This window comes from Mangrovimonas futianensis (assembly GCF_021245805.1).
Classification (GTDB): domain Bacteria; phylum Bacteroidota; class Bacteroidia; order Flavobacteriales; family Flavobacteriaceae; genus Mangrovimonas; species Mangrovimonas futianensis.
This window is the reverse complement of record NZ_JAJJNF010000002.1, coordinates 435795-454829: the sequence shown is the minus strand read 5'-3', so window position 1 is coordinate 454829 and position 19035 is coordinate 435795. Positions and strand designations below refer to the sequence as shown.

Annotated in this window: 20 protein-coding genes; 15 read left to right on the top strand and 5 right to left on the bottom strand. The window is 36.7% G+C overall.

Features of this window, described 5'->3' with window-relative positions; genetic code table 11:
* Position 1 precedes the first annotated feature (1 nt).
* Genes LOK78_RS04855 through LOK78_RS04840 form a run of 4 tightly spaced genes read right to left on the bottom strand, consistent with a single transcriptional unit; the run spans position 2 to position 4020 of the window.
* Entirely contained in the window at positions 2 to 1363 is a 1362-nt protein-coding gene (locus tag LOK78_RS04855) for an MATE family efflux transporter (protein ID WP_232393574.1), read from the bottom strand.
* A gap of 4 nt (positions 1364 to 1367) precedes the next feature.
* The gene (hemH, locus tag LOK78_RS04850; RefSeq protein WP_232634025.1) at positions 1368 to 2396 is read right to left on the bottom strand and encodes a ferrochelatase; all 1029 of its coding nucleotides are present in this window, start codon (positions 2394 to 2396) and stop codon (positions 1368 to 1370) included.
* A 12-nt stretch (positions 2397 to 2408) separates the two neighbouring features.
* Positions 2409 to 3107: a ThuA domain-containing protein gene (locus LOK78_RS04845; RefSeq protein WP_232634024.1), complete on the bottom strand. Its 699-nt coding sequence runs from the start codon at positions 3105 to 3107 to the stop codon at positions 2409 to 2411.
* A 13-nt stretch (positions 3108 to 3120) separates the two neighbouring features.
* The gene (locus tag LOK78_RS04840) at positions 3121 to 4020 is read right to left on the bottom strand and encodes a helix-turn-helix transcriptional regulator (protein ID WP_053970688.1); all 900 of its coding nucleotides are present in this window, start codon (positions 4018 to 4020) and stop codon (positions 3121 to 3123) included.
* Between the two features lie 189 nt (positions 4021 to 4209).
* Between LOK78_RS04840 and hemA the strand changes: the two genes are divergently transcribed.
* From hemA to LOK78_RS04765, 15 genes are all read left to right on the top strand, one after another.
* Complete coding sequence (gene hemA / locus LOK78_RS04835) at positions 4210 to 5469, top strand: glutamyl-tRNA reductase (protein WP_053970689.1); 1260 nt, start codon at positions 4210 to 4212, stop codon at positions 5467 to 5469.
* Entirely contained in the window at positions 5462 to 6373 is a 912-nt protein-coding gene (gene hemC, locus LOK78_RS04830) for a hydroxymethylbilane synthase (protein WP_232634022.1), read from the top strand. The genes hemA and hemC overlap by 8 nt, the downstream gene beginning before the upstream one ends.
* On the top strand, positions 6370 to 7017 hold the full coding sequence (locus tag LOK78_RS04825; RefSeq protein ID WP_232634021.1) for a uroporphyrinogen-III synthase: 648 nt from the start codon (positions 6370 to 6372) through the stop codon (positions 7015 to 7017). Before hemC ends, LOK78_RS04825 begins: the two co-directional genes overlap by 4 nt.
* Entirely contained in the window at positions 7014 to 8039 is a 1026-nt protein-coding gene (gene hemE / locus LOK78_RS04820) for a uroporphyrinogen decarboxylase (RefSeq protein WP_232634013.1), read from the top strand. The genes LOK78_RS04825 and hemE overlap by 4 nt, the downstream gene beginning before the upstream one ends.
* Positions 8040 to 8042: 3 nt before the next feature.
* Positions 8043 to 8579 (top strand): GNAT family N-acetyltransferase, encoded by a 537-nt coding sequence (locus LOK78_RS04815; RefSeq protein ID WP_166956621.1) that lies wholly within the window; start codon positions 8043 to 8045, stop codon positions 8577 to 8579.
* Positions 8569 to 9471 carry an oxygen-dependent coproporphyrinogen oxidase gene (gene hemF / locus LOK78_RS04810; RefSeq protein ID WP_232634011.1) on the top strand — a complete coding sequence of 301 codons (903 nt, stop codon included), beginning with the start codon at positions 8569 to 8571 and terminating at the stop codon, positions 9469 to 9471. Before LOK78_RS04815 ends, hemF begins: the two co-directional genes overlap by 11 nt.
* Entirely contained in the window at positions 9462 to 10487 is a 1026-nt protein-coding gene (locus tag LOK78_RS04805) for a DUF4421 domain-containing protein (RefSeq protein ID WP_166956625.1), read from the top strand. The genes hemF and LOK78_RS04805 overlap by 10 nt, the downstream gene beginning before the upstream one ends.
* 1 nt (position 10488) lies before the next feature.
* A complete protein-coding gene (hemB, locus tag LOK78_RS04800; protein ID WP_232634010.1) occupies positions 10489 to 11478 on the top strand; it encodes a porphobilinogen synthase in 990 nt (329 codons plus the stop codon).
* A 25-nt stretch (positions 11479 to 11503) separates the two neighbouring features.
* A complete protein-coding gene (locus LOK78_RS04795; RefSeq protein ID WP_232634008.1) occupies positions 11504 to 12592 on the top strand; it encodes a CNNM domain-containing protein in 1089 nt (362 codons plus the stop codon).
* Positions 12592 to 13065, top strand: coding sequence for a methylated-DNA--[protein]-cysteine S-methyltransferase (locus tag LOK78_RS04790; protein ID WP_232634006.1), 474 nt, complete (start codon positions 12592 to 12594; stop codon positions 13063 to 13065). Before LOK78_RS04795 ends, LOK78_RS04790 begins: the two co-directional genes overlap by 1 nt.
* Before the next feature lie 37 nt (positions 13066 to 13102).
* Positions 13103 to 14260 (top strand): serine hydrolase domain-containing protein, encoded by a 1158-nt coding sequence (locus tag LOK78_RS04785; RefSeq protein WP_232634005.1) that lies wholly within the window; start codon positions 13103 to 13105, stop codon positions 14258 to 14260.
* Complete coding sequence (locus LOK78_RS04780; protein ID WP_232634004.1) at positions 14250 to 14963, top strand: 3'-5' exonuclease; 714 nt, start codon at positions 14250 to 14252, stop codon at positions 14961 to 14963. Before LOK78_RS04785 ends, LOK78_RS04780 begins: the two co-directional genes overlap by 11 nt.
* A gap of 2 nt (positions 14964 to 14965) precedes the next feature.
* Entirely contained in the window at positions 14966 to 16654 is a 1689-nt protein-coding gene (locus tag LOK78_RS04775) for an ABC transporter ATP-binding protein (protein ID WP_232634002.1), read from the top strand.
* Positions 16655 to 17075: 421 nt separating this feature from the next.
* Positions 17076 to 17720, top strand: a complete 645-nt coding sequence (locus tag LOK78_RS04770; RefSeq protein ID WP_232634000.1) for a hypothetical protein — start codon at positions 17076 to 17078, stop codon at positions 17718 to 17720.
* Position 17721: 1 nt separating this feature from the next.
* Positions 17722 to 18378, top strand: a complete 657-nt coding sequence (locus LOK78_RS04765) for an outer membrane protein (protein ID WP_166956642.1) — start codon at positions 17722 to 17724, stop codon at positions 18376 to 18378.
* A 3-nt stretch (positions 18379 to 18381) separates the two neighbouring features.
* On the opposite strand, the gene LOK78_RS04760 is transcribed toward LOK78_RS04765, so the two are convergent.
* Positions 18382 to 19035: a 3-oxoacid CoA-transferase subunit B gene (locus tag LOK78_RS04760; protein WP_053970704.1), complete on the bottom strand. Its 654-nt coding sequence runs from the start codon at positions 19033 to 19035 to the stop codon at positions 18382 to 18384.

The following is a 19035-nucleotide window of genomic DNA, read 5'->3' as shown; positions in this document are numbered from 1 at the left end:
GTTAATTTGATTGAATAGGTTGACCAATTAAATGTTTTCTCACCTCCTTATTCAAAAAATAGGCCGTAACAATGGTTGATAAAACATCAGAAATAGGAAAGGACATCCATACACCTCTTTCCCCTAAGAAAATAGGTAAAATAAGAATAAGTGGAATAAAGAAGAATCCTTGCCTAGTCAAGGTTAATAAAAGTGCCGGAATGGCTTTACCTATGGCCTGAAAGTAGGCAGCACCTATTAGCTGGATGGCAATAATAGGAGTTGCCGCAAACACCCAACGCATAGCAGAAGGTGTTTCTTTTAGAACTTCCTCATCATCAGTAAACAGCCTGGTGATGTAATCTGGAAAAACCATCAGCAACACAAAAATGATACTGGCCAAGATAATGGCATATTTAATTGCTGTATTAATCGATTCGCGAACTCGAGCATATTCAGAAGCGCCATAATTATATCCCGCTATTGGCAAGAATCCCTGCGTAATACCAAAAACAGGAAACAAGGCAAACATGAGCATTCTTCCGACAATGGCATAAGCCGTTACAGATAACTCCCCGCCTAAATTGAAAAGAATATTATTCATAAACAGATAGGTAATACTCACAACCGCTTGTCGAGCAAGGGTAACAAAACCCAGCGACCCTATTTCTTTAACAATATCTTTTTTAAGAAACAAATGATGGAAACTCAATTTCAATTCAGAATGTTTGGACTTGAAATACCAAACAATAAAGAGGAAACACAACAAATATGATCCTGTAGTTGCCCAAGCAGCACCCGCCATTCCCCAATCCATCAAATTGATGAAAACGTAATCCAAGATTAAATTTCCAATAGATGGTATCAACATGGCGTACATGGCAAATTTAGGCTTGCCCTCGGCTCTAATAACCGTATTCCCCATCATACAAAGTGCTAAAAAGGGTACCCCATACAACACTATGATATAATAAATCTTTGCTGGACCAAAAATATCGCCTTTTCCTCCAAAAGCTGGAATCATTGTGTCTACAAAATAAAGCCCCAAAACAGCCAAAATGACTGTAAAAGTTATGGTTAACGACAATTGATTACCGAAGGTCTGGAGGGCCTTCTCTTTATTTTTTGCACCCAAAGCCCGAGATATTATGGAAGATCCCCCTACACCAATACTCATCCCTAGTGCGGCAATAAAAAAGGAAACTGGTAACACAACGTTGATAGCCGCAATGGCAATAGAACCAATCCAATTTCCAACAAAAATGGTATCCACCAAGATATTCAGGGACATCACCAAGATACCTATGGAAGCTGGAACCGCTTGCTTCACCAATAATTTACTTATTGGCTGCGTGCCTAAATCATCTGATGTTACTTTGGACATAAATTTAAGATGTTACAGATTGGCCCCAATGGTTTATCCATTTGCTCAACAAATTTACCCATTCTTGGTCATCATTCAAACAAGGCACTGTTGTGTAATTCTTACCTCCTACTTCATGGAAAATTTCCTGACCTTCCATGGCTATTTCTTCTAAGGTTTCTAAACAATCACTAACAAACGCAGGCGTTACAATAGCTAAGTTTTTTACACCATTTTTTCCTAACCTTTCAATCGTTCTATCGGTATAGGGTTGTAACCATGGATCAAATCCTAATCGAGATTGGAATGATGTGGAAAAGGCGTCTTCCTTCAAATTGAGTTTTTCAGCCACAAGTCTTGTTACTTCAAAACATTGATGTCTGTAGCAGAATTGGTGCGCTTTTGAAGCAGTCGCACAACAGCTACCATCAATTTTACAATGTGATTTGGTAATATCACTCTTTTTAATGTGTCGCTCAGGGACGCCATGGTAAGAAAACAAAACGTGATCATAAGATTGACCTTGCAGATGTCTAGCAATACTGTTTGAAAGCACATCAATATAATCAGAATCATTATAAAAGGCTGGTAAATCCGTTATTCTTAAATTCGGAAAAAATGCCTTTCTAACCTCTTCAGCTTTAACAAGAATGGTTTCTGTAGTTGCCATGGCAAACTGAGGATATAGAGGAATCATCAATACTTCGTCTACACCTTGATCAACCAACTCCTGAAGACCTTTTTTGATTGTCATGCTTCCATATCTCATAGCCAATGCCACGGGAAAATCGATTTGCTTTTGAATCTTTTCCTGTAATCTTTCGGAAATTACAATAAGCGGAGAACCTTCTTCCCACCATATTTTTTGGTAAGCCGCTGCTGAAGCTTTGGGTCGTGTGTTTAAAACAATCCCACGAACAATAAAGCTACGCAATAGGTATGGCACATCAATAACACGTTCATCCATTAAAAATTCATCCAAATAGGTCTTTACATCCCTTGGATTCGGGCTATCTGGAGAGCCTAAATTGACCAACAATACGCCTTTTTTCATCTATATTCTATTCTATTTTTTTAAACAATATTGAATACCACCAAGTAAATGGCCTAAAAACTCTTTTTCTAGATAAGATTCCTTGGTATGGCCACATCCTGTGTAAAATGACCTGCCACCATCAAATTCTTGATACCAAGCAATGGGATGGTGGGTTCCATTTTCTCCACCAATATAGGATGATTCATCCAATTCCATGATAACCTGTATATCGTTTTTTATTCGCTTATAATTATACCATTCATCAAATCTAACCCACTCTTTTGAAAGATGTTGGCAAGCCTGATGACTAGGCTCAACAACTCTAATTTTGGCTTCTGATTGTTCTGGGTGATTTAAAAAATAAGCCCCAACCAAATCACCGTACCAAGGCCAATCATATTCAGTATCTGCCGCAGAATGTATTCCCATAAAAGCGCCACCCTTGTTTATGAAATTCTTTAAACTAATTTCTTGTTCGGAATTGAGTACATCTCCAGTTGTATTTAAAAAAATGACCAAATTGAAATCTTTTAATGTGTCTGGGGAGAATATTTTTGAATCTTCGGTATGTACCACCTCAAATTTATTTTCTTTCCCTAACTGCTTAATGGCCTGTGCACCGGTTTCTATTGACTCATGCCTGAAACCAACCGTCTTAGAAAAGACTAAAACACGATCATTTTTACTACACGATAAAAGCAGTCCAAACATCAGAAACAGGAAACCCATTCTGAAAATTACACTAAACAATGGATTGAATATATTTTTTAGGTGTTGTACCATATTTCTTCTTAAATGCCGAAATAAAGTGGCTGGCTGTACTATATCCAACTTTTAAACCTACTTCATTGACATTATGCTCTCCGGATTCTAATAGTTTTCTAGCATATTCCATCTTGTAATCAAACAAAAAGCTAAAAACAGAATCACCATATATTTCTTTAAAGCCTTCTTTCAATTTTTTCAAACTCAACCCAATTTCTTCAGATAACTCTTGTAAAGTTGGTGGCTCAGCCATCCTTGTAATCATAATATCTTTGGCCATTCTCAGCTTTTGCACATTGGTTTCATCTACTAGAAATGGGCATTGTTCAATATTGGCATCTTCGCTGCGGTGAAAATACAAACTTAAAAGTTCATAGGCCTTACCTTTAAAATAGAGATGCTTTATATTACTATTTAGATTGTAATTGATAAGTTGATTTAAAACAATGGCCATGGACGGAGTAATAATACCATCTTTGTAGTACTTTTTATCACGATTATCCGCACTTAAAAAGGTAATATAATCTGCTTCTTGCGAGAACAAACCGTGAAACTTCTTAATAGAAATAATTAAGGATATAAGCCACGAACTTGGATTCAATTCTAAATGTATTGGTAAATCCCTTTCTGGGTTGTAAAGCAACAAGGACTTTTCATCTGGAATATTTAGGGCATATCTTCCTTGATTAAACATAAATTGACATTCACCTTTAACACAAAAATGAAACTGGATAAAACTACTATCAATCTCACGTTCAACGATTTGTTTTTCTGCAGTGTCATTTTGATAAGTGAGCACTAAAAAATCAGAATCTACTTCCACCTCAGTGAACGACCCTTTAGCGGTATTTTTTTCTGTATTTAAATTAGCTTCCATTTTCTTTTATTTAGAATTATTCTAAACAGATATTCTGTAATACCCTATACGGTCCACAAAAGTATAACTTTTCACTGCTTTATGTCCAAATCGACACTAAAAAACCAATAGCGACAATAAAAGTTCCTTAAGCGTTATTTTTTTTTTGACCAGCCTTCTATTTTTGTCCATTGAATTTCCAAGTCAGGTATGGAATACAACAACATTTCGAAAACCACATCATTTTATGCCATTGGTTTAAGTTACAAAAAAGCCGATGCCGAAACTAGAGGTCTTTTCAGTTTGGACGAAACTGGGAAACAATTAGTTTTAGAACAAGCCAAAGAGAATGGCCTTGACAGCCTCATAGCCGTTTCCACTTGTAACCGAACCGAATTGTTTGGGTTTGCTGAACATCCCTACCAGCTCATAAAATTACTTTGTGATAATACTAAAGGCTCTATTGAAACCTTTCAAGAAGTTGCCTACATATATAAAAACAACGATGCCGTTTCCCATATGTTCAGAATGGGTTCGGGACTAGACAGTCAAATCCTTGGTGATTTTGAGATCATCAGTCAGTTAAAAATAAGCGCTAAACGATCTAAAAAATTGGGCATGCTGAATGCCTTTTTAGAACGTTTGGTCAACGCCATTATTCAGGCTAGTAAGCGCATTAAAACCGAAACAGACTTATCTTCAGGAGCCACGTCGGTATCTTTTGCATCCGTTCAATACATCATGAACAATGTTCCTGAAGTGAGCGCCAAAAACATTTTACTCTACGGAACAGGGAAAATAGGCAGAAACACCTGTGAAAATTTGGTAAAGCATACCAAAAATGAACACATTACTTTAATCAATAGAACAAAAACAAAGGCCGAAGAAATTGCCGGCAAGTTTAATCTATTGGTAAAAGACATCAACCAACTGCAAGAAGAAATTCAAAGTGCAGATATTTTGGTAGTTGCTACTGGTGCTCAAAATCCGACAGTTGATAAAAGCATCCTTCAAATCAAAAAGCCTCTATTAATTTTAGATTTATCCATTCCAAAAAACGTCAACGTGGATGTCACCGAATTGGATCACGTGACGTTGGTGCATTTAGATGATTTAGCCAAAATTACAGATGAGACGCTTGAGAAACGTAAAAGTCATATCCCCGTAGCCGAGACCATCATTGAGGAGATTAAAGCTGATTTCAATCTATGGCTCAACACTAGAAAATTTGCTCCTACTATTAAAGCTTTAAAATTGAAACTCAATGATTTTAAAGCTGCTGAATTGGAAAACCAAAGGAAAAAATTTGTAAATTTCAACGAAGAGCAGGCAGAAATTATCGGCAATAATATTATACAAAAAATAACCAATCACTTTGCTCATTATCTAAAGGAAGACGCTATGTCTACCGACGAAAGCCTCGACTGGATTAAAAAAGTATTTCAATTAGAAGATACAGGGCATGTCTAAAATAATTAGAATCGGCACTCGCGATAGCAAATTAGCGCTTTGGCAAGCTGAAACCGTTCAAAATAACCTTCAACAATTAGGATACCGCACCGAATTGGTCCCTGTGAAATCCCAGGGTGACCTCATATTGGATAAACCTCTTTATGAATTGGGGATTACCGGAGTTTTTACAAAAACATTGGATATTGCCATGATTCAAGGTGATGTCGATATTTCAGTGCACTCCATGAAAGATGTTCCAACCAGACTTCCAAATGGCATTATTGAAGGGGCCGTATTAAAACGTGCTAACATAGAAGACATCTTAGTTTATAAGCAGTTGGATTTTCTGGAATCTAAAGGCACAATAGCTACGGGAAGCTTAAGGAGAAAAGCTCAATGGCTTCATAAATACCCTAACCACGAAGTAACTGGCTTGAGAGGTAACGTGATCACGCGACTTCAAAAACTTGAAGAATCTGATTGGGATGGAGCAATTTTTGCAAAAGCGGGCCTTGAGCGTATTGAAATCTTACCTGAAAACCATATTTCCCTGGATTGGATGATTCCAGCACCAGCACAAGGAGCCATGTTGGTTGTTTGTATGGATTCAGATGAGTTTTCCATTGAAGCCGTTTCCAAACTCAATCATCAAGAAACCCAAATTTGTGTAGGTATTGAAAGAGAGTTCCTTAAAGTCTTGGAAGGCGGGTGTACGGCACCCATTGGCGCTATTGCCAAGATAAACCATGACCAAATTGATTTTAAAGGCGTGCTTTTATCTCTTGATGGGAAGGACAAAATAAGCATAGAAAGAACCATAGCTCTGGATAATTACACGGGCTTTGGAAAAGCCTGTGCTCTGGAAGTTTTAGAAAATGGAGGTTATAATTTGATGCAAAGCATCAAGAAGGAGCTGTCATGAAAGTACTTTCAACCAAAATATTGACTCAGGATCAAAAACAGATTCTGAAAGATGCCTCTATCAAATTAATTGAATACTCTTCCATTCAAATAGATTTTTCACCTTTTGATGAAGATATTATTGCAGATAATGCCATCATAACCAGTCAAAATGCCGCCAAAGCGGTTATTGATAAAAAAATTCTAATCAGAAACTGTTATTGTGTTGGGGAAAAAACCAAATCCTTTTTAGAAGAAAATGGCCAAAATGTGAACAAAATGAAGCAAAATGCTTCAGATTTGGCTCATTTTATCTCAAAAAACCTAAATAATGAGCAGTTTTGGTACTTTTGCAACAACTTAAGACGGGATGAGTTACCAAGTATCTTAAAGGCTCAAAACATTAAGATTAATGAAGTTGAAGTCTATAAAACGTCTTTAAATTTTCAAAAAGTAAATGAGGCATTTGATGCTATCTTGTTCTTTAGTCCAAGTGGTATCGAAAGCTTTACAAATCAAAATAAATTAAAGGATCAGGCTGTTTTTTGTATTGGAAACACTACCGCTCAAGCTGCCAAAACTTTTACAAACAACATTCATACTGCCAGTAAACCAACCATAGAACATGTATTGCAACAGGTAGTTAAATACTCAAAACAAAAATGATTAAAAACGATTTATTCTTAAGAGCACTTAAAGGAGAAACTGTAGAAAGGCCACCGGTTTGGATGATGAGACAAGCCGGCAGATATTTACCAGAATTCATGGCGATTAGGGAAAAATATGATTTTTTCACTAGATGTCAAACTCCTGAATTGGCCAGCGAAATAACCGTTCAACCTATCAGAAGATATGGAATGGATGCTGCTATTCTTTTCAGTGACATTCTTGTTATACCGCAAGCCATGAATATTGAGGTCCAAATGAAACCTAATTTTGGCCCTTACTTGCCCAATCCAATCAGAAGTCAAAAGGATGTAGATCAGGTCATAGTTCCAGACGTAAATGAAACGCTAGACTATGTTTTTAAAGCTATTAAGGCCACTAAAGAATTATTGAATGAGGAGATTCCTTTAATAGGTTTTGCAGGTTCCCCTTGGACCATTCTATGTTATTGTGTGCAAGGTCAAGGCAGCAAAACTTTTGATAAGGCTAAAGAATTTTGTTTTACAAATCCAATAGCAGCACATCAGTTACTTCAAAAAATTACAGATACTACTATTACCTATTTAAAGGAGAAAGTAAAAGCAGGAGTCAACGCTGTACAAGTATTTGATTCTTGGGGGGGCATGTTATCTCCTGTAGACTATCAGGAATTTTCATGGCCTTATATCAACCAAATCATTGAGGCTTTAAAAGATGATGCGCCAGTTATTGCTTTTGGAAAAGGCTGTTGGTTTGCATTGCATGAAATGTCAAAAAGTAATGCCTCTGCATTGGGAATTGACTGGACTTGTTCTGCGCAAAACGCACGTTATCTAACAGGGGGTAAAATCACACTTCAAGGAAACTTTGATCCAGCTAGGTTACTTTCACCACCTGCAGAAATAAAAAGGATGGTCCACCAAATGATTAATGAGTTTGGGAAAGACAGATATATCGTAAATTTAGGACACGGTATTTTACCTAACATTCCATTGGATCATGCTAAAGCCTTTGTTGATGCGGTAAAAGAATATACCGTATAGCTTATGATATCAGTTTTTGAGACATTTTATATTGACACGCTTAAGCCTGAAGACGCATTGAGCTTAAGTAGCTTAATGATTCGTAATGGAAAAAGGTTTCAGGAATACCTTCCCAAGACCTTAGCAGCCAACTTATCAGAAAGTGCCTCAAAAGACTACATACAAAAAAAGCTTACTGAATTTGAGAATAAAGTAGAATTCACTTTTGCAATCAAAGACAAAGACACCCATAAAGTAGCTGGATTGGTCATTTTGAAAAATATTGATTGGGTCAAAAAGCAGGGAGAATTTGCCTATTGCTTAGGCAGAAAATACTCAGGTAAAGGTTGGATGAGTCAAAGCATGGAATCTCTCAAGGAATATGCCTTTTTAAATTTAGGTTTAAATAGGCTTCAAATTTTAATTCACAAAACAAATATAAGCAGTATCAATGTTGCTAAACGGGCTGGTTTTTCTTGGTCTGAAACCTTGGAAAACGAGTATGTTTCTGGAAAATCAACATTAGATATGGAATTATATGAATTAGCTCATGAAAGATAGATTTTACCAATACATTCAGGACTTACAAGACATTATTACTTCAAAATTAGAGGAGCTTGATGGTAAAGCTCGTTTTCAAGAGGATTTATGGGAACGACCAGAAGGTGGTGGCGGACGCACTCGTGTCATCCAAAACGGGAACGTATTTGAAAAAGGAGGCGTCAACATTTCTGCAGTTCATGGAGCATTACCCGAATCCATGCAAGCCTATTTTGGTGTTAAGGATGCTGATTTTTTCGCCTGTGGATTAAGTTTGGTACTACATCCAAAAAATCCAATGGTGCCAACCGTACACGCCAATTGGCGCTATTTTGAGATGTACAATAAGAAAGGTGAGGTTGTTGATCAATGGTTCGGAGGCGGACAAGATCTAACTCCTTATTATCTATTTGAAGAAGACGCTATTCATTTTCATAAAACCTGCAAATGGGCCTGCGATAGACATCATCCAGAATTCTATCAAAAATATAAAGAAAAATGTGATGATTACTTCTGGAATACCCACAGAAATGAGGCTAGAGGTATTGGTGGATTATTCTTTGATTATTGCAAAGCCCAGGAGGATTTTGGAATGGATGCATGGTTTGATTTTATAACCGAGGTAGGGGATAGTTTTTTAGAAGCCTATGTGCCTATTTTATTAAAAAGAAAAGACTTAACTTACACAGAGCAACAACGTAAGTGGCAAGAAATAAGAAGAGGACGTTATGTTGAGTTTAATTTGGTACATGATAAAGGCACTTTATTTGGTTTAAAAACCAATGGAAGGATTGAGAGTATTTTGATGAGTTTGCCTCCACACGTGCAATGGGTCTATGACCACCAACCAAAACCAGGAACAGAAGAAGAAAAACTAATCAACATATTAAAACAACCGAAATCATGGGTTTAAAAAAACTAGCACTATCTCTTTCATTAGCCATTTTACCTATTATCACCTTTTCTCAAGAAACCGAAGAAGAGATCGTTTATAAGGAAGAATCTGAATACAAGGTTTCCTACCCCAACAGAATTACGGCAAGAGCCTTTTATGTTAACACCTCAAATTCTTTGATTTTAAAAGACCGGTTTTCTGATCTGTTTTTCAATCTCGAACCCAATAAGCAAAACCGAATAGGTGCTTCGGTTTCTTTTAGAGGCCTCTCAGCTTCTTATTCCTTCGCTCCCGACTTTCTTGCCGAAAATGAAGACAATGAACATTCCAGACTTTTTAATTTTAGCCTAAGGAATTTTTTTGGAAAGCACTTTATGCAAACCTTCGATATTTTTAATGAAAAGGGCTTTTATTTAAAATTAAACAATGATGACGCCATATCTGTATATCTTCCAAATACCAACAACTTTAAAATTGGAGGTGCAACATCCTATATTTGGAATGAGAACTTTTCATTTAGGGCCATTACCTCACAAGATGAAAAGCAATTAAAAAGTACAGGGAGTTTTATCCCCAGAATAGTTTATTATTACACCAAGTTTAATTTAGAAGGAGAATCGGGAACAGATGGTTCCTACATTGACTCCAGTTACTATTCTTTTGATATCGCCTTTGCGCCATCTTACTATTACAACTTTGTACCTACCAAAAATTTATTACTGTCGGCCGGAGCTTCAGCAGGTATTGGCTTAAACAGGTCCAAATCGGAAGGAGAAGACCCTTTGGTAACGCTATTGACCGAATTAAACTTTAGAGGGTCTGCAACTTACGACATAGACAACCTCTATTTAGGAGCCCATTACAGCTACTTAATTTTGAATCATGCCGCAGATAGAACAAGCCGAATAAAGGACAACATTCCTTATTTCCAAATATTTGTAGGATATCGATTTAAAGCTCCCAAATCCCTTGTTCAATTTGCTGATAAAATGCAAGGGAAATTGAATGAAGAAATTGAAAAAATAAAACCATAACATGTATCCTATAAAACGCAACAGAAGGTTAAGAACGAACGAAAGCATCCGATCCTTGGTAAGGGAAACGCAAATTTCTCCTAACGATTTTTTAGTACCCCTATTTGTGGTAGAAGGGAAAAATGTCAAGGAGGAAATTGCTTCCATGCCCAACTATTTCAGATTAAGTCTAGACCTTTTAGAACTAGAGGTTAAGGAATTATGGCGCATGGGATTGAAATCTGTTTTATTGTTTGTAAAAGTACCTGACCAACTAAAAGACAACAAAGGAACCGAAGCCATCAACCCCAATGGGCTCATGCAAAAGGCCATTAAAACTGTCAAGGATGCTTGTCCAGAAATGATTGTTATGACCGATGTTGCCCTGGATCCATATTCCATCTATGGCCATGATGGCATCGTGGAAAATGGTCTGATCCTAAATGATGAAACTGTTGATCTTTTAACTGAAATGAGTCTTTCTCATGCGGAAGCGGGCGCTGATTTTGTAGCTCCCAGTGATATGATGGATGGTCGTATTTTATCCATTCGTGAAGCCTTTGAAGACGAAGGTTTTTTCAATACGGGTATCATGGCTTATTCCGCTAAATATGCATCTGCATTTTACGGCCCATTTAGAGACGCTTTGGATTCAGCACCAGTGGATTTAAAAAACATTCCTAAGGACAAAAAAACATATCAAATGGATTATGCCAATCGCTTTGAGGCGATTAGGGAAACCGAACTGGACATTGAAGAGGGAGCTGATATTGTTATGGTTAAACCAGGATTATGCTATCTGGACATAGTACGCGATATTAAAAATGAAGTAGATGTCCCACTGGCTGTTTATCAAGTTTCTGGGGAATATGCCATGATTAAAGCAGCAGCAGAAAAAGGTTGGCTAGACCATGATGCCGTTATCCTTGAACAAACTTATGCGATCAAAAGAGCAGGGGCAGATATTATTGCTAGCTATTTTGCTAAGGATGTTGTGAAATTGATTTCGTAACTTCGTACAAACCCATAACCAAAACATGAGCGCACTATTTTTCTGGGCCTTTATCTCCATCTTCTTTTCCTTTATGTGTTCCATTCTGGAAGCCGTACTTTTAAGTGTTACCCCCACCTTCATTACAGTCAAAAAACAAGAAGGTAAACATTATGCTACAATATTGGAAAACTTAAAAAAAGACGTTGATAAACCTCTTATTTCTATTCTTACGTTAAATACCATTGCCCATACGCTGGGTGCTATGATGGTAGGAATTCAAGCAGAGAAACTACCTTATAAAATAGAATTGTTTGGAATTAATACGGTAGGAGTTGTATCGGCGGCCATGACCCTATTAATTTTAATTGCCTCAGAAATCATACCTAAAACCATTGGCGCCACCTATTGGAAATCTTTGGCAAATTTCACTTCAAAAGCTCTAACCATCTTAATTTTCCCTTTAAAATGGACTGGAATTTTATGGGTATTACAATTAACCACTAAACTTATTGGTGGAAAGGGACATCATGGAAGTGTTTTCAGCCGAGAAGATTTTCATGCCATGACCAATTTGGCAGAAGAAAAAGGTGTGTTCCTAGAATCTGAAAGCAAGGTGATTAAAAACATGTTGACTTTTAAGGATGTTTTGGCAAAGGATATCATGACCCCAAGAACGGTCATGAAAATTGAAAATGAAACAACAACCATTAAAGATTTTTTCGATAGAAATTCCAATATTCGCTTTTCAAGAATTCCTGTTTATACCGATGATACAGACAACATTACCGGTTTGGTATTAAAGGATGAAATCTTTAGGGAAATGGCCTTTGGAAATGGGGACAAACTACTATCAGATATTAAAAGGACCATTATCATTATAAATCGTAGCATGCCCATCCCAAAATTATTCGAGCAACTTGTAGAGAGTAAAAACCATATGGCTTTAGTAGTTGATGAATATGGCTCTGTAAGTGGTTTGGTAACTATGGAAGATGTAATTGAAACGCTTTTGGGCATGGAAATTATGGACGAGAGTGATAGCATCGCAGACCTTCAGCTATTAGCTAGAAGAAGTTGGGAAACCCGAGCTAAACGTTTGGGTCTGATAGAAGAACAAAAACCAAAAGAATAATGGATTTCTGTATCATCCATACCCCTTTAGGTTGCACTAAAATTGAAGGGGACCATTTGGGTGTTTCCAAGATTTCTATTTTGAATAATGAAGCGAGCATATCAAAAGCCATCCCACAATCTCTTGAAGAATGCTCTCGTCAATTACAAGAATATTTTGAGGGTAGCAGGACGGAATTCCAATTAAACTTGAATCCAGCAGGAACAACTTTTCAAAAGAAAGTTTGGACCGAATTACAAAAAGTACCCTACGGAAAAACCAAAAGCTACCTTGAACTATCTCGCAACTTAGGAGATGAAAAAGCCATCCGAGCTGTTGCCAATGCCAATGGTAAAAACCCCCTATGGATTGTTGTTCCTTGCCACAGAATTATAGGTAGTGATGGCAGTCTTACAGGTTATGCAGGTGGATTACACAGAAAACAATGGCTTTTGGAACATGAAAGTCCGTATAAACAAGAAACACTATTTTAATTTTTTGGTTATATTTAGTTACATCTAAATTAACTATATGAAATTTTTAAAGCCCCTTGCCAAATGGTTAGTTATTGTCCTAGGACTACTAATCATTCTTCTTTATATCACTAACACAGACTACCTCATCAAGGCCGTAAGAACCATTTATTTAAAAGGCCATACCACTGCTTATTTAGAGGATTACAAAGAATTTGACAACAAATTCATTGAAGCAGGAAATCCCATACCCTGGCCCTATCACAAGGACTTCAACTTGGCTACCATAACCGATAAATTGACTCAGACTAACCAAGAGTTAGGTACAATAGCTTATGTGATTATTAAAAATGACAGCATTTGGTTTGAAACATATAATGATGGGTTTGGCGAAGGCTCCAAATCCAATTCCTTTTCCATGGCAAAAAGTTATGTTACCGCTTTACTTGGAAAAGCCATTATGCAAGGATATATTAAAGGACTGGATCAACCTGTTTGTGATTTCCTCCCTGAATTTTGTGAGGGAATGGCAGCAAAAATGACGGTTGGCGACTTATCCAGTATGTCCTCTGGAACCAATTGGGATGAAGCCTATTATTCGCCATTTTCAATCACCACCAGAGCCTATTTTGACGACAATTTAAAAGAGGTCATTAAAGGGTTGAAAGTGGTTCAAGAACCTGGCCAACAGTTTAAATATGCCAGTGGAGATACTCAATTGCTAGCTCTTGTTTTAGAGCGAGCCACCGGTAAAAAACTATATAATTATCTTTCTGAAGAGTTATGGAAGCCCTTAGGATGTGAACTGGATGCTCCATGGCAAGTTGATAGTGAAGAACATGATTTTGTTAAAGCCTATTGTTGTATTGCTAGTGATGCCAAAGATTTTGCAAAATTAGGAAAGCTATATAAAGATTATGGCAATTGGAATGGAAAGCAGATTTTAGATTCAGCTTTTATAGCCAAATGTGTGACCCCCAGATTTTCATCCAGTCCACAATATGGTTATGGATGGTGGTTAAAAACTATAGGAGACAAATCCTTTTTCATGATGCGGGGTCATTTGGGACAGTATGTTATTGTAGAGCCTGAGGACAACATTATTATTGTTCGTTTGGGTCATTCTAAAGGCGCGGGAAATGCCGTTGCGGTATTTACTGATGATATCAGCACCTATATTGAAGAAGCTTACAAAATGTTAGGATATGATCTCTAAAATTAATCTTGAAAACATCCTTTTTTTAGATATTGAAACGGTTCCCGAAACAGAACATTTCAATGATTTGGATGAAACAAAACAGGAATTGTGGGACGCCAAATCCAGATACCAAAGAGGTGATGACTATTCTCCCGATGAATTTTACGACCGAGCTGGTATTTGGGCAGAATTTGGCAAAATCATTTGTATCTCCGTTGGCTATTTCAATCTTAAAAATGACGTAAAAACCTTTAGAGTTACCAGCTTTTATGGTGAGGAACCGAAACTATTAAAAGATTTTAAAAACCTCATCATTTCCCACTTTAGTCAAACCAAACATTTACTATGTGCCCATAATGGGAAGGAATTTGATTTTCCATATATTGCCCGACGCATGATAATCCACAATATAGAACTTCCTTATAAATTGAATCTGTTTGGCAAAAAACCTTGGGAAGTGCCTCATTTGGATACCTTAGAACTTTGGAAATTTGGTGATTATAAAAACTACACCTCCTTGAAGTTATTGACTAATGTTTTGGGCATTCCGTCACCTAAGGAAGATATTGATGGCAGTGAAGTTTATAAAGTCTATTATGAAGATGGTGATATTGACAGAATAATCAAATACTGCGAAAGAGATACCATTGCCGTGGCTCAAATTTTCCTGAGATTACGTGGAGATGACCTGCTTCTGGATGACGAAATTATCCATATTTAAGGATGAAAAACAAATTATTAGACATTACAGACCTACATGTTTCTTTTGTTTCCAATCAAAAGGAAAAAGAAATCATTCATGGTATTTCCTATCAACTTTTTGAAAATGAAATTTTAGGGGTTGTAGGTGAATCTGGTTCTGGGAAATCAGTTTCTTCATTAGCTCTTTTGGGTTTACTGCCCAAAGGAATTTCTAAAATCACCAAAGGCTCCATATACTTTAAGGGGCAAGACCTTACTCATTTATCGGATAAGGAATTTCAAGCTTTGAGAGGCAATGAAATTGCCATGATTTTTCAAGAACCCATGAGCTCCTTAAATCCATCCATGCGATGCGGTGAACAGGTTATTGAAATTCTTTTACAACATACCCCATTAAGCCAAAAGGATGGGAAGCAGAAAACCTTAGAACTCTTTGAGAAAGTAAAATTACCAAACCCAGAAAGGGTATATAAAGCCTATCCACATGAGATTTCAGGCGGACAAAAACAACGGGTTATGATTGCGATGGCCATTGCCTGCAACCCTAAAATTTTAGTCGCTGATGAGCCAACCACCGCTTTGGATGTAACCGTTCAAAAAGAAATTATCCTTTTGTTGAAACATCTTCAAGCCACCGAAGGGATGAGCATTATTTTTATTTCGCATGATTTATCCTTGGTTTCCGAAATTTCAGATCGAATTCTAGTCATGTATCAAGGTCAAATAGTAGAACAAGGCCCTGTTAAAGACATTTTTCTAGCCCCAAAGGAAACTTATACCAAAGCACTTATAAACTCAAAACCCGCTTTGGATGTCAGACTCAAAAAACTACCTACCATCCAGGATTTCATAAATAACACCACTAACAAGGATGTCATTACCCTGGAAGACCGCCATAAAAAACATCAAAAGCTCTATTCGCAAGCTCCTATTCTTGAAGTGAACAATGTAGAGAAGGAGTATGTATCCCAAGCCGGATGGTTTGAAAAACCCACTTTTTTTAAGGCTGTAAACGATGTTAGCTTTAGGTTGTATGAAGGCGAAACCTTAGGACTGGTTGGGGAGTCCGGTTGTGGTAAATCTACTTTATCAAATGCCATTTTAATGTTGGATACACCCACCGCTGGTCAAATATTCTATAAAGGTACTGACATCACAAAATTAAACAGAAAGTCGTTAAGGCGATTAAGAAAAGACATTCAAGTAATCTTTCAGGACCCGTTTGCTTCCTTAAACCCAAGAATTCCCATTGGTAAAGCTATTATGGAGCCCATGAAAGTCCATCATATTGGCTCTTCTGATAAAAACAGAAAGGAAAAAGTCATGACATTGTTGGATAGAGTAGGCTTAAATTCTGAATCGTTTTATAAATATCCACATGAATTTTCTGGCGGGCAAAGACAACGCGTGGGAATTGCCAGGGCCATCGCATTAGAACCTAAATTGGTTATTTGTGACGAATCTGTTTCTGCGCTTGATATATCGGTGCAGGCACAAGTTCTTAATCTATTAAATGACTTGAAAGATAATTTTGGATTTACCTACATTTTTATTTCCCATGACTTATCGGTGGTGAAATACATGTCTGACCAATTAATTGTCATGAATCAAGGAAAAATTGAAGAGATGGGTGATGCTGATAAGGTTTATGGGCATCCAAAAAAAGAATACACCAAAAAATTAATTCATGCTATACCCAAAGGATTATAGCATGAATATTTTCTTGGCCAGATACCAAAGACTTTTAACAAATCTTATCGTTCTGTTGTAGTTCATGAATAGTCTCATCTCATAACTAGAAGTAGGTCGTTCAGGTAGATTTGAGGCAACATTCATAATAGGTTAGTTTAGTAAATTTGGGGCTCTTTAACTACGGTTTTAGATTTGGGGCATCTTAAAATCTTAGTTGTTAATTTTTTATTTTTAGTTGGTTAATTCTTGGTTTTGATTGGGACTGCTAATATGGAATAATTTTCTTTTAAAATCAGCTTAAAAGCTATAATATTCGATAAAATACATCTTTTTTTAACATATTTAGTTAAAAAATATGTTTTTTCTTACATTAAATTTTGTTTTAAGCTGAGTTTTCTATCTCGTTTATTTCCTTAACTTTAAGTCAAAAATTGCTTACATGAAAAAATTACTTCTACTTTTCATAATGGGTTTTCTATGTAGTTGTGAGATCCAATATGATATTTCCACCCGATATGTGTTTGAAGGACATATCACAGACAGAAACAACCAACCCATCAAGAATCAAACCATTGAATTATGGATCTATAATTCCCATGATACCGATCTTATTAGCTACACAACTTCTTCAGAAGATGGTAGTTTTGAAATGGTCATTCCGAAACCTACCAACGAAAGAGAGTTTGAAGTTAGAGTTCTAGGAAACTCTCAATACCGTCAAAAAGCTTACGTCAACATTTGGGAGTCTGATATAAAAAATTACTACTTCCCATTGGATAATGTCACCCTTATTGAGAATGACGATATCACTCAGTTGCAAATCGCTTTAAATCAGATAAACCCAGAAAATACCATAACAAAAATGGAACTTGATGGCCTATTAGCAGATTTAACCGTTTGGGTAAACCCGTTGGAAACCGAATACTCAGAATATTATTATGACATGTACTCTAAAACTGTTGCTAAAAACCAAATTCTAGACCTACACTATGAAGTGACAAATAGTTCAGGCCAAACCACTGGTTTTGATGAACAAATAATCGTTGGAAATGAAGAAGAAACCCCATATACTATTACCTACTAAGATGAAAAAGATTCTATTTATCCTAATTTTAATAGGTTATTCAACCTTCATTAAAGCTCAAGAAACCGCGGACCAAAACGAAAGTCAATCAACCGAATCCAAAGGTTTATCTGTGAAACCCCAAATGTATTTTTACACATTACACCATTTTAATTATGGGAATAACTTCCTTTCAGATGGTCATGAGCCCAAATTGGCGGGAGTAGGATTTCAACTAAATACTATCGAATATTACAATTTCAAATTGGGGTTTGGATTTGACTATATGAGATATGACGTCACCAACGTTGCTACCATAGGAAATATTAATAGAACTCATTACCATTCAGCATATGGTAAAATTCTATACCAATGGGATATCACAAAACCCATCTCTCTTGAACCCTATGTAGGTTTGGGAGCAGTTCAAGTGCGTCAAAATTTTAATTTAAATCTAAATGCATTGAATGAGGACTCTAACAGCTTCTACGGAATGATTTTTTATGCGGGTCTAAATGTGACTTTTAATTTAATTGACCATTTTTCGGTGTATGTTGGAGGTAATTACAATAATGTTAGTTTTAACATCGACACCCACAAAACCTGGGAAGATTACTTTAATAAAATCAATCAGGCCCAAATACATTTAGGCCTGATCGTAACTTTTGGTGATAATTAGAACTTAAATATTCATTTCAGGAACTTCGCCATCAACGATTAAAGTCCCTTCAGTGGCATTTTGAATATCTTCCACTGATACTCCAGGAGCGCGTTCCAAGAGATGGAATGCGCCATCCTTTATTTCAATAACAGCTAAATTGGTTACAATTTTGGTAACACAACCAACTCCTGTCAAAGGCAATGTACAACTCTTTAATAACTTAGATTCTCCAGCCTTATTCGTATGCATCATGGCCACAATGATATTTTCGGCACTAGCTACCAAGTCCATGGCTCCGCCCATACCTTTTACCATTTTACCAGGTATTTTCCAATTGGCTATATCTCCATTTTCGGCAACCTCCATGGCTCCCAAAATAGTTAGGTCTACATGCTTTCCTCTAATCATCGAAAAGCTCATGGCTGAATCAAAGAAACTAGCACCAGGAAGCGTTGTTATGGTTTGCTTTCCAGCGTTAATGATATCGGCATCTTCATCGCCTTCAAAAGGGAAAGGTCCCATACCTAACACCCCATTTTCACTTTGAAATTCGACTTCAATATCATCACGAACAAAATTGGCTACCAAGGTTGGAATTCCAATTCCCAAATTCACATAGTATCCATCTTTAACTTCTTGAGCAATTCGTTTTGCTATTCCGTTTTTATCTAACAT

Bases quoted from the DNA above. Each gene is read 5' to 3' on its own strand.
- LOK78_RS04805 (WP_166956625.1), top strand. From the start codon at position 9,462: ATGGGTTTAAAAAAACTAGCACTATCTCTTTCATTAGCCATTTTACCT.
- LOK78_RS04785 (WP_232634005.1), top strand. From the start codon at position 13,103: ATGAAATTTTTAAAGCCCCTTGCCAAATGGTTAGTTATTGTCCTAGGA.
- LOK78_RS04780 (WP_232634004.1), top strand. From the start codon at position 14,250: ATGATCTCTAAAATTAATCTTGAAAACATCCTTTTTTTAGATATTGAA.
- LOK78_RS04775 (WP_232634002.1), top strand. From the start codon at position 14,966: ATGAAAAACAAATTATTAGACATTACAGACCTACATGTTTCTTTTGTT.
- hemE (WP_232634013.1), top strand. From the start codon at position 7,014: ATGATTAAAAACGATTTATTCTTAAGAGCACTTAAAGGAGAAACTGTA.
- LOK78_RS04845 (WP_232634024.1), bottom strand. From the start codon at position 3,107: ATGGGTTTCCTGTTTCTGATGTTTGGACTGCTTTTATCGTGTAGTAAA.
- hemB (WP_232634010.1), top strand. From the start codon at position 10,489: ATGTATCCTATAAAACGCAACAGAAGGTTAAGAACGAACGAAAGCATC.
- LOK78_RS04770 (WP_232634000.1), top strand. From the start codon at position 17,076: ATGAAAAAATTACTTCTACTTTTCATAATGGGTTTTCTATGTAGTTGT.
- LOK78_RS04815 (WP_166956621.1), top strand. From the start codon at position 8,043: ATGATATCAGTTTTTGAGACATTTTATATTGACACGCTTAAGCCTGAA.
- LOK78_RS04855 (WP_232393574.1), bottom strand. From the start codon at position 1,363: ATGTCCAAAGTAACATCAGATGATTTAGGCACGCAGCCAATAAGTAAA.
- hemF (WP_232634011.1), top strand. From the start codon at position 8,569: ATGAAAGATAGATTTTACCAATACATTCAGGACTTACAAGACATTATT.
- hemA (WP_053970689.1), top strand. From the start codon at position 4,210: ATGGAATACAACAACATTTCGAAAACCACATCATTTTATGCCATTGGT.
- LOK78_RS04760 (WP_053970704.1), bottom strand. From the start codon at position 19,035: ATGTTAGATAAAAACGGAATAGCAAAACGAATTGCTCAAGAAGTTAAA.
- LOK78_RS04825 (WP_232634021.1), top strand. From the start codon at position 6,370: ATGAAAGTACTTTCAACCAAAATATTGACTCAGGATCAAAAACAGATT.
- hemC (WP_232634022.1), top strand. From the start codon at position 5,462: ATGTCTAAAATAATTAGAATCGGCACTCGCGATAGCAAATTAGCGCTT.
- LOK78_RS04840 (WP_053970688.1), bottom strand. From the start codon at position 4,020: ATGGAAGCTAATTTAAATACAGAAAAAAATACCGCTAAAGGGTCGTTC.
- hemH (WP_232634025.1), bottom strand. From the start codon at position 2,396: ATGAAAAAAGGCGTATTGTTGGTCAATTTAGGCTCTCCAGATAGCCCG.
- LOK78_RS04765 (WP_166956642.1), top strand. From the start codon at position 17,722: ATGAAAAAGATTCTATTTATCCTAATTTTAATAGGTTATTCAACCTTC.
- LOK78_RS04790 (WP_232634006.1), top strand. From the start codon at position 12,592: ATGGATTTCTGTATCATCCATACCCCTTTAGGTTGCACTAAAATTGAA.
- LOK78_RS04795 (WP_232634008.1), top strand. From the start codon at position 11,504: ATGAGCGCACTATTTTTCTGGGCCTTTATCTCCATCTTCTTTTCCTTT.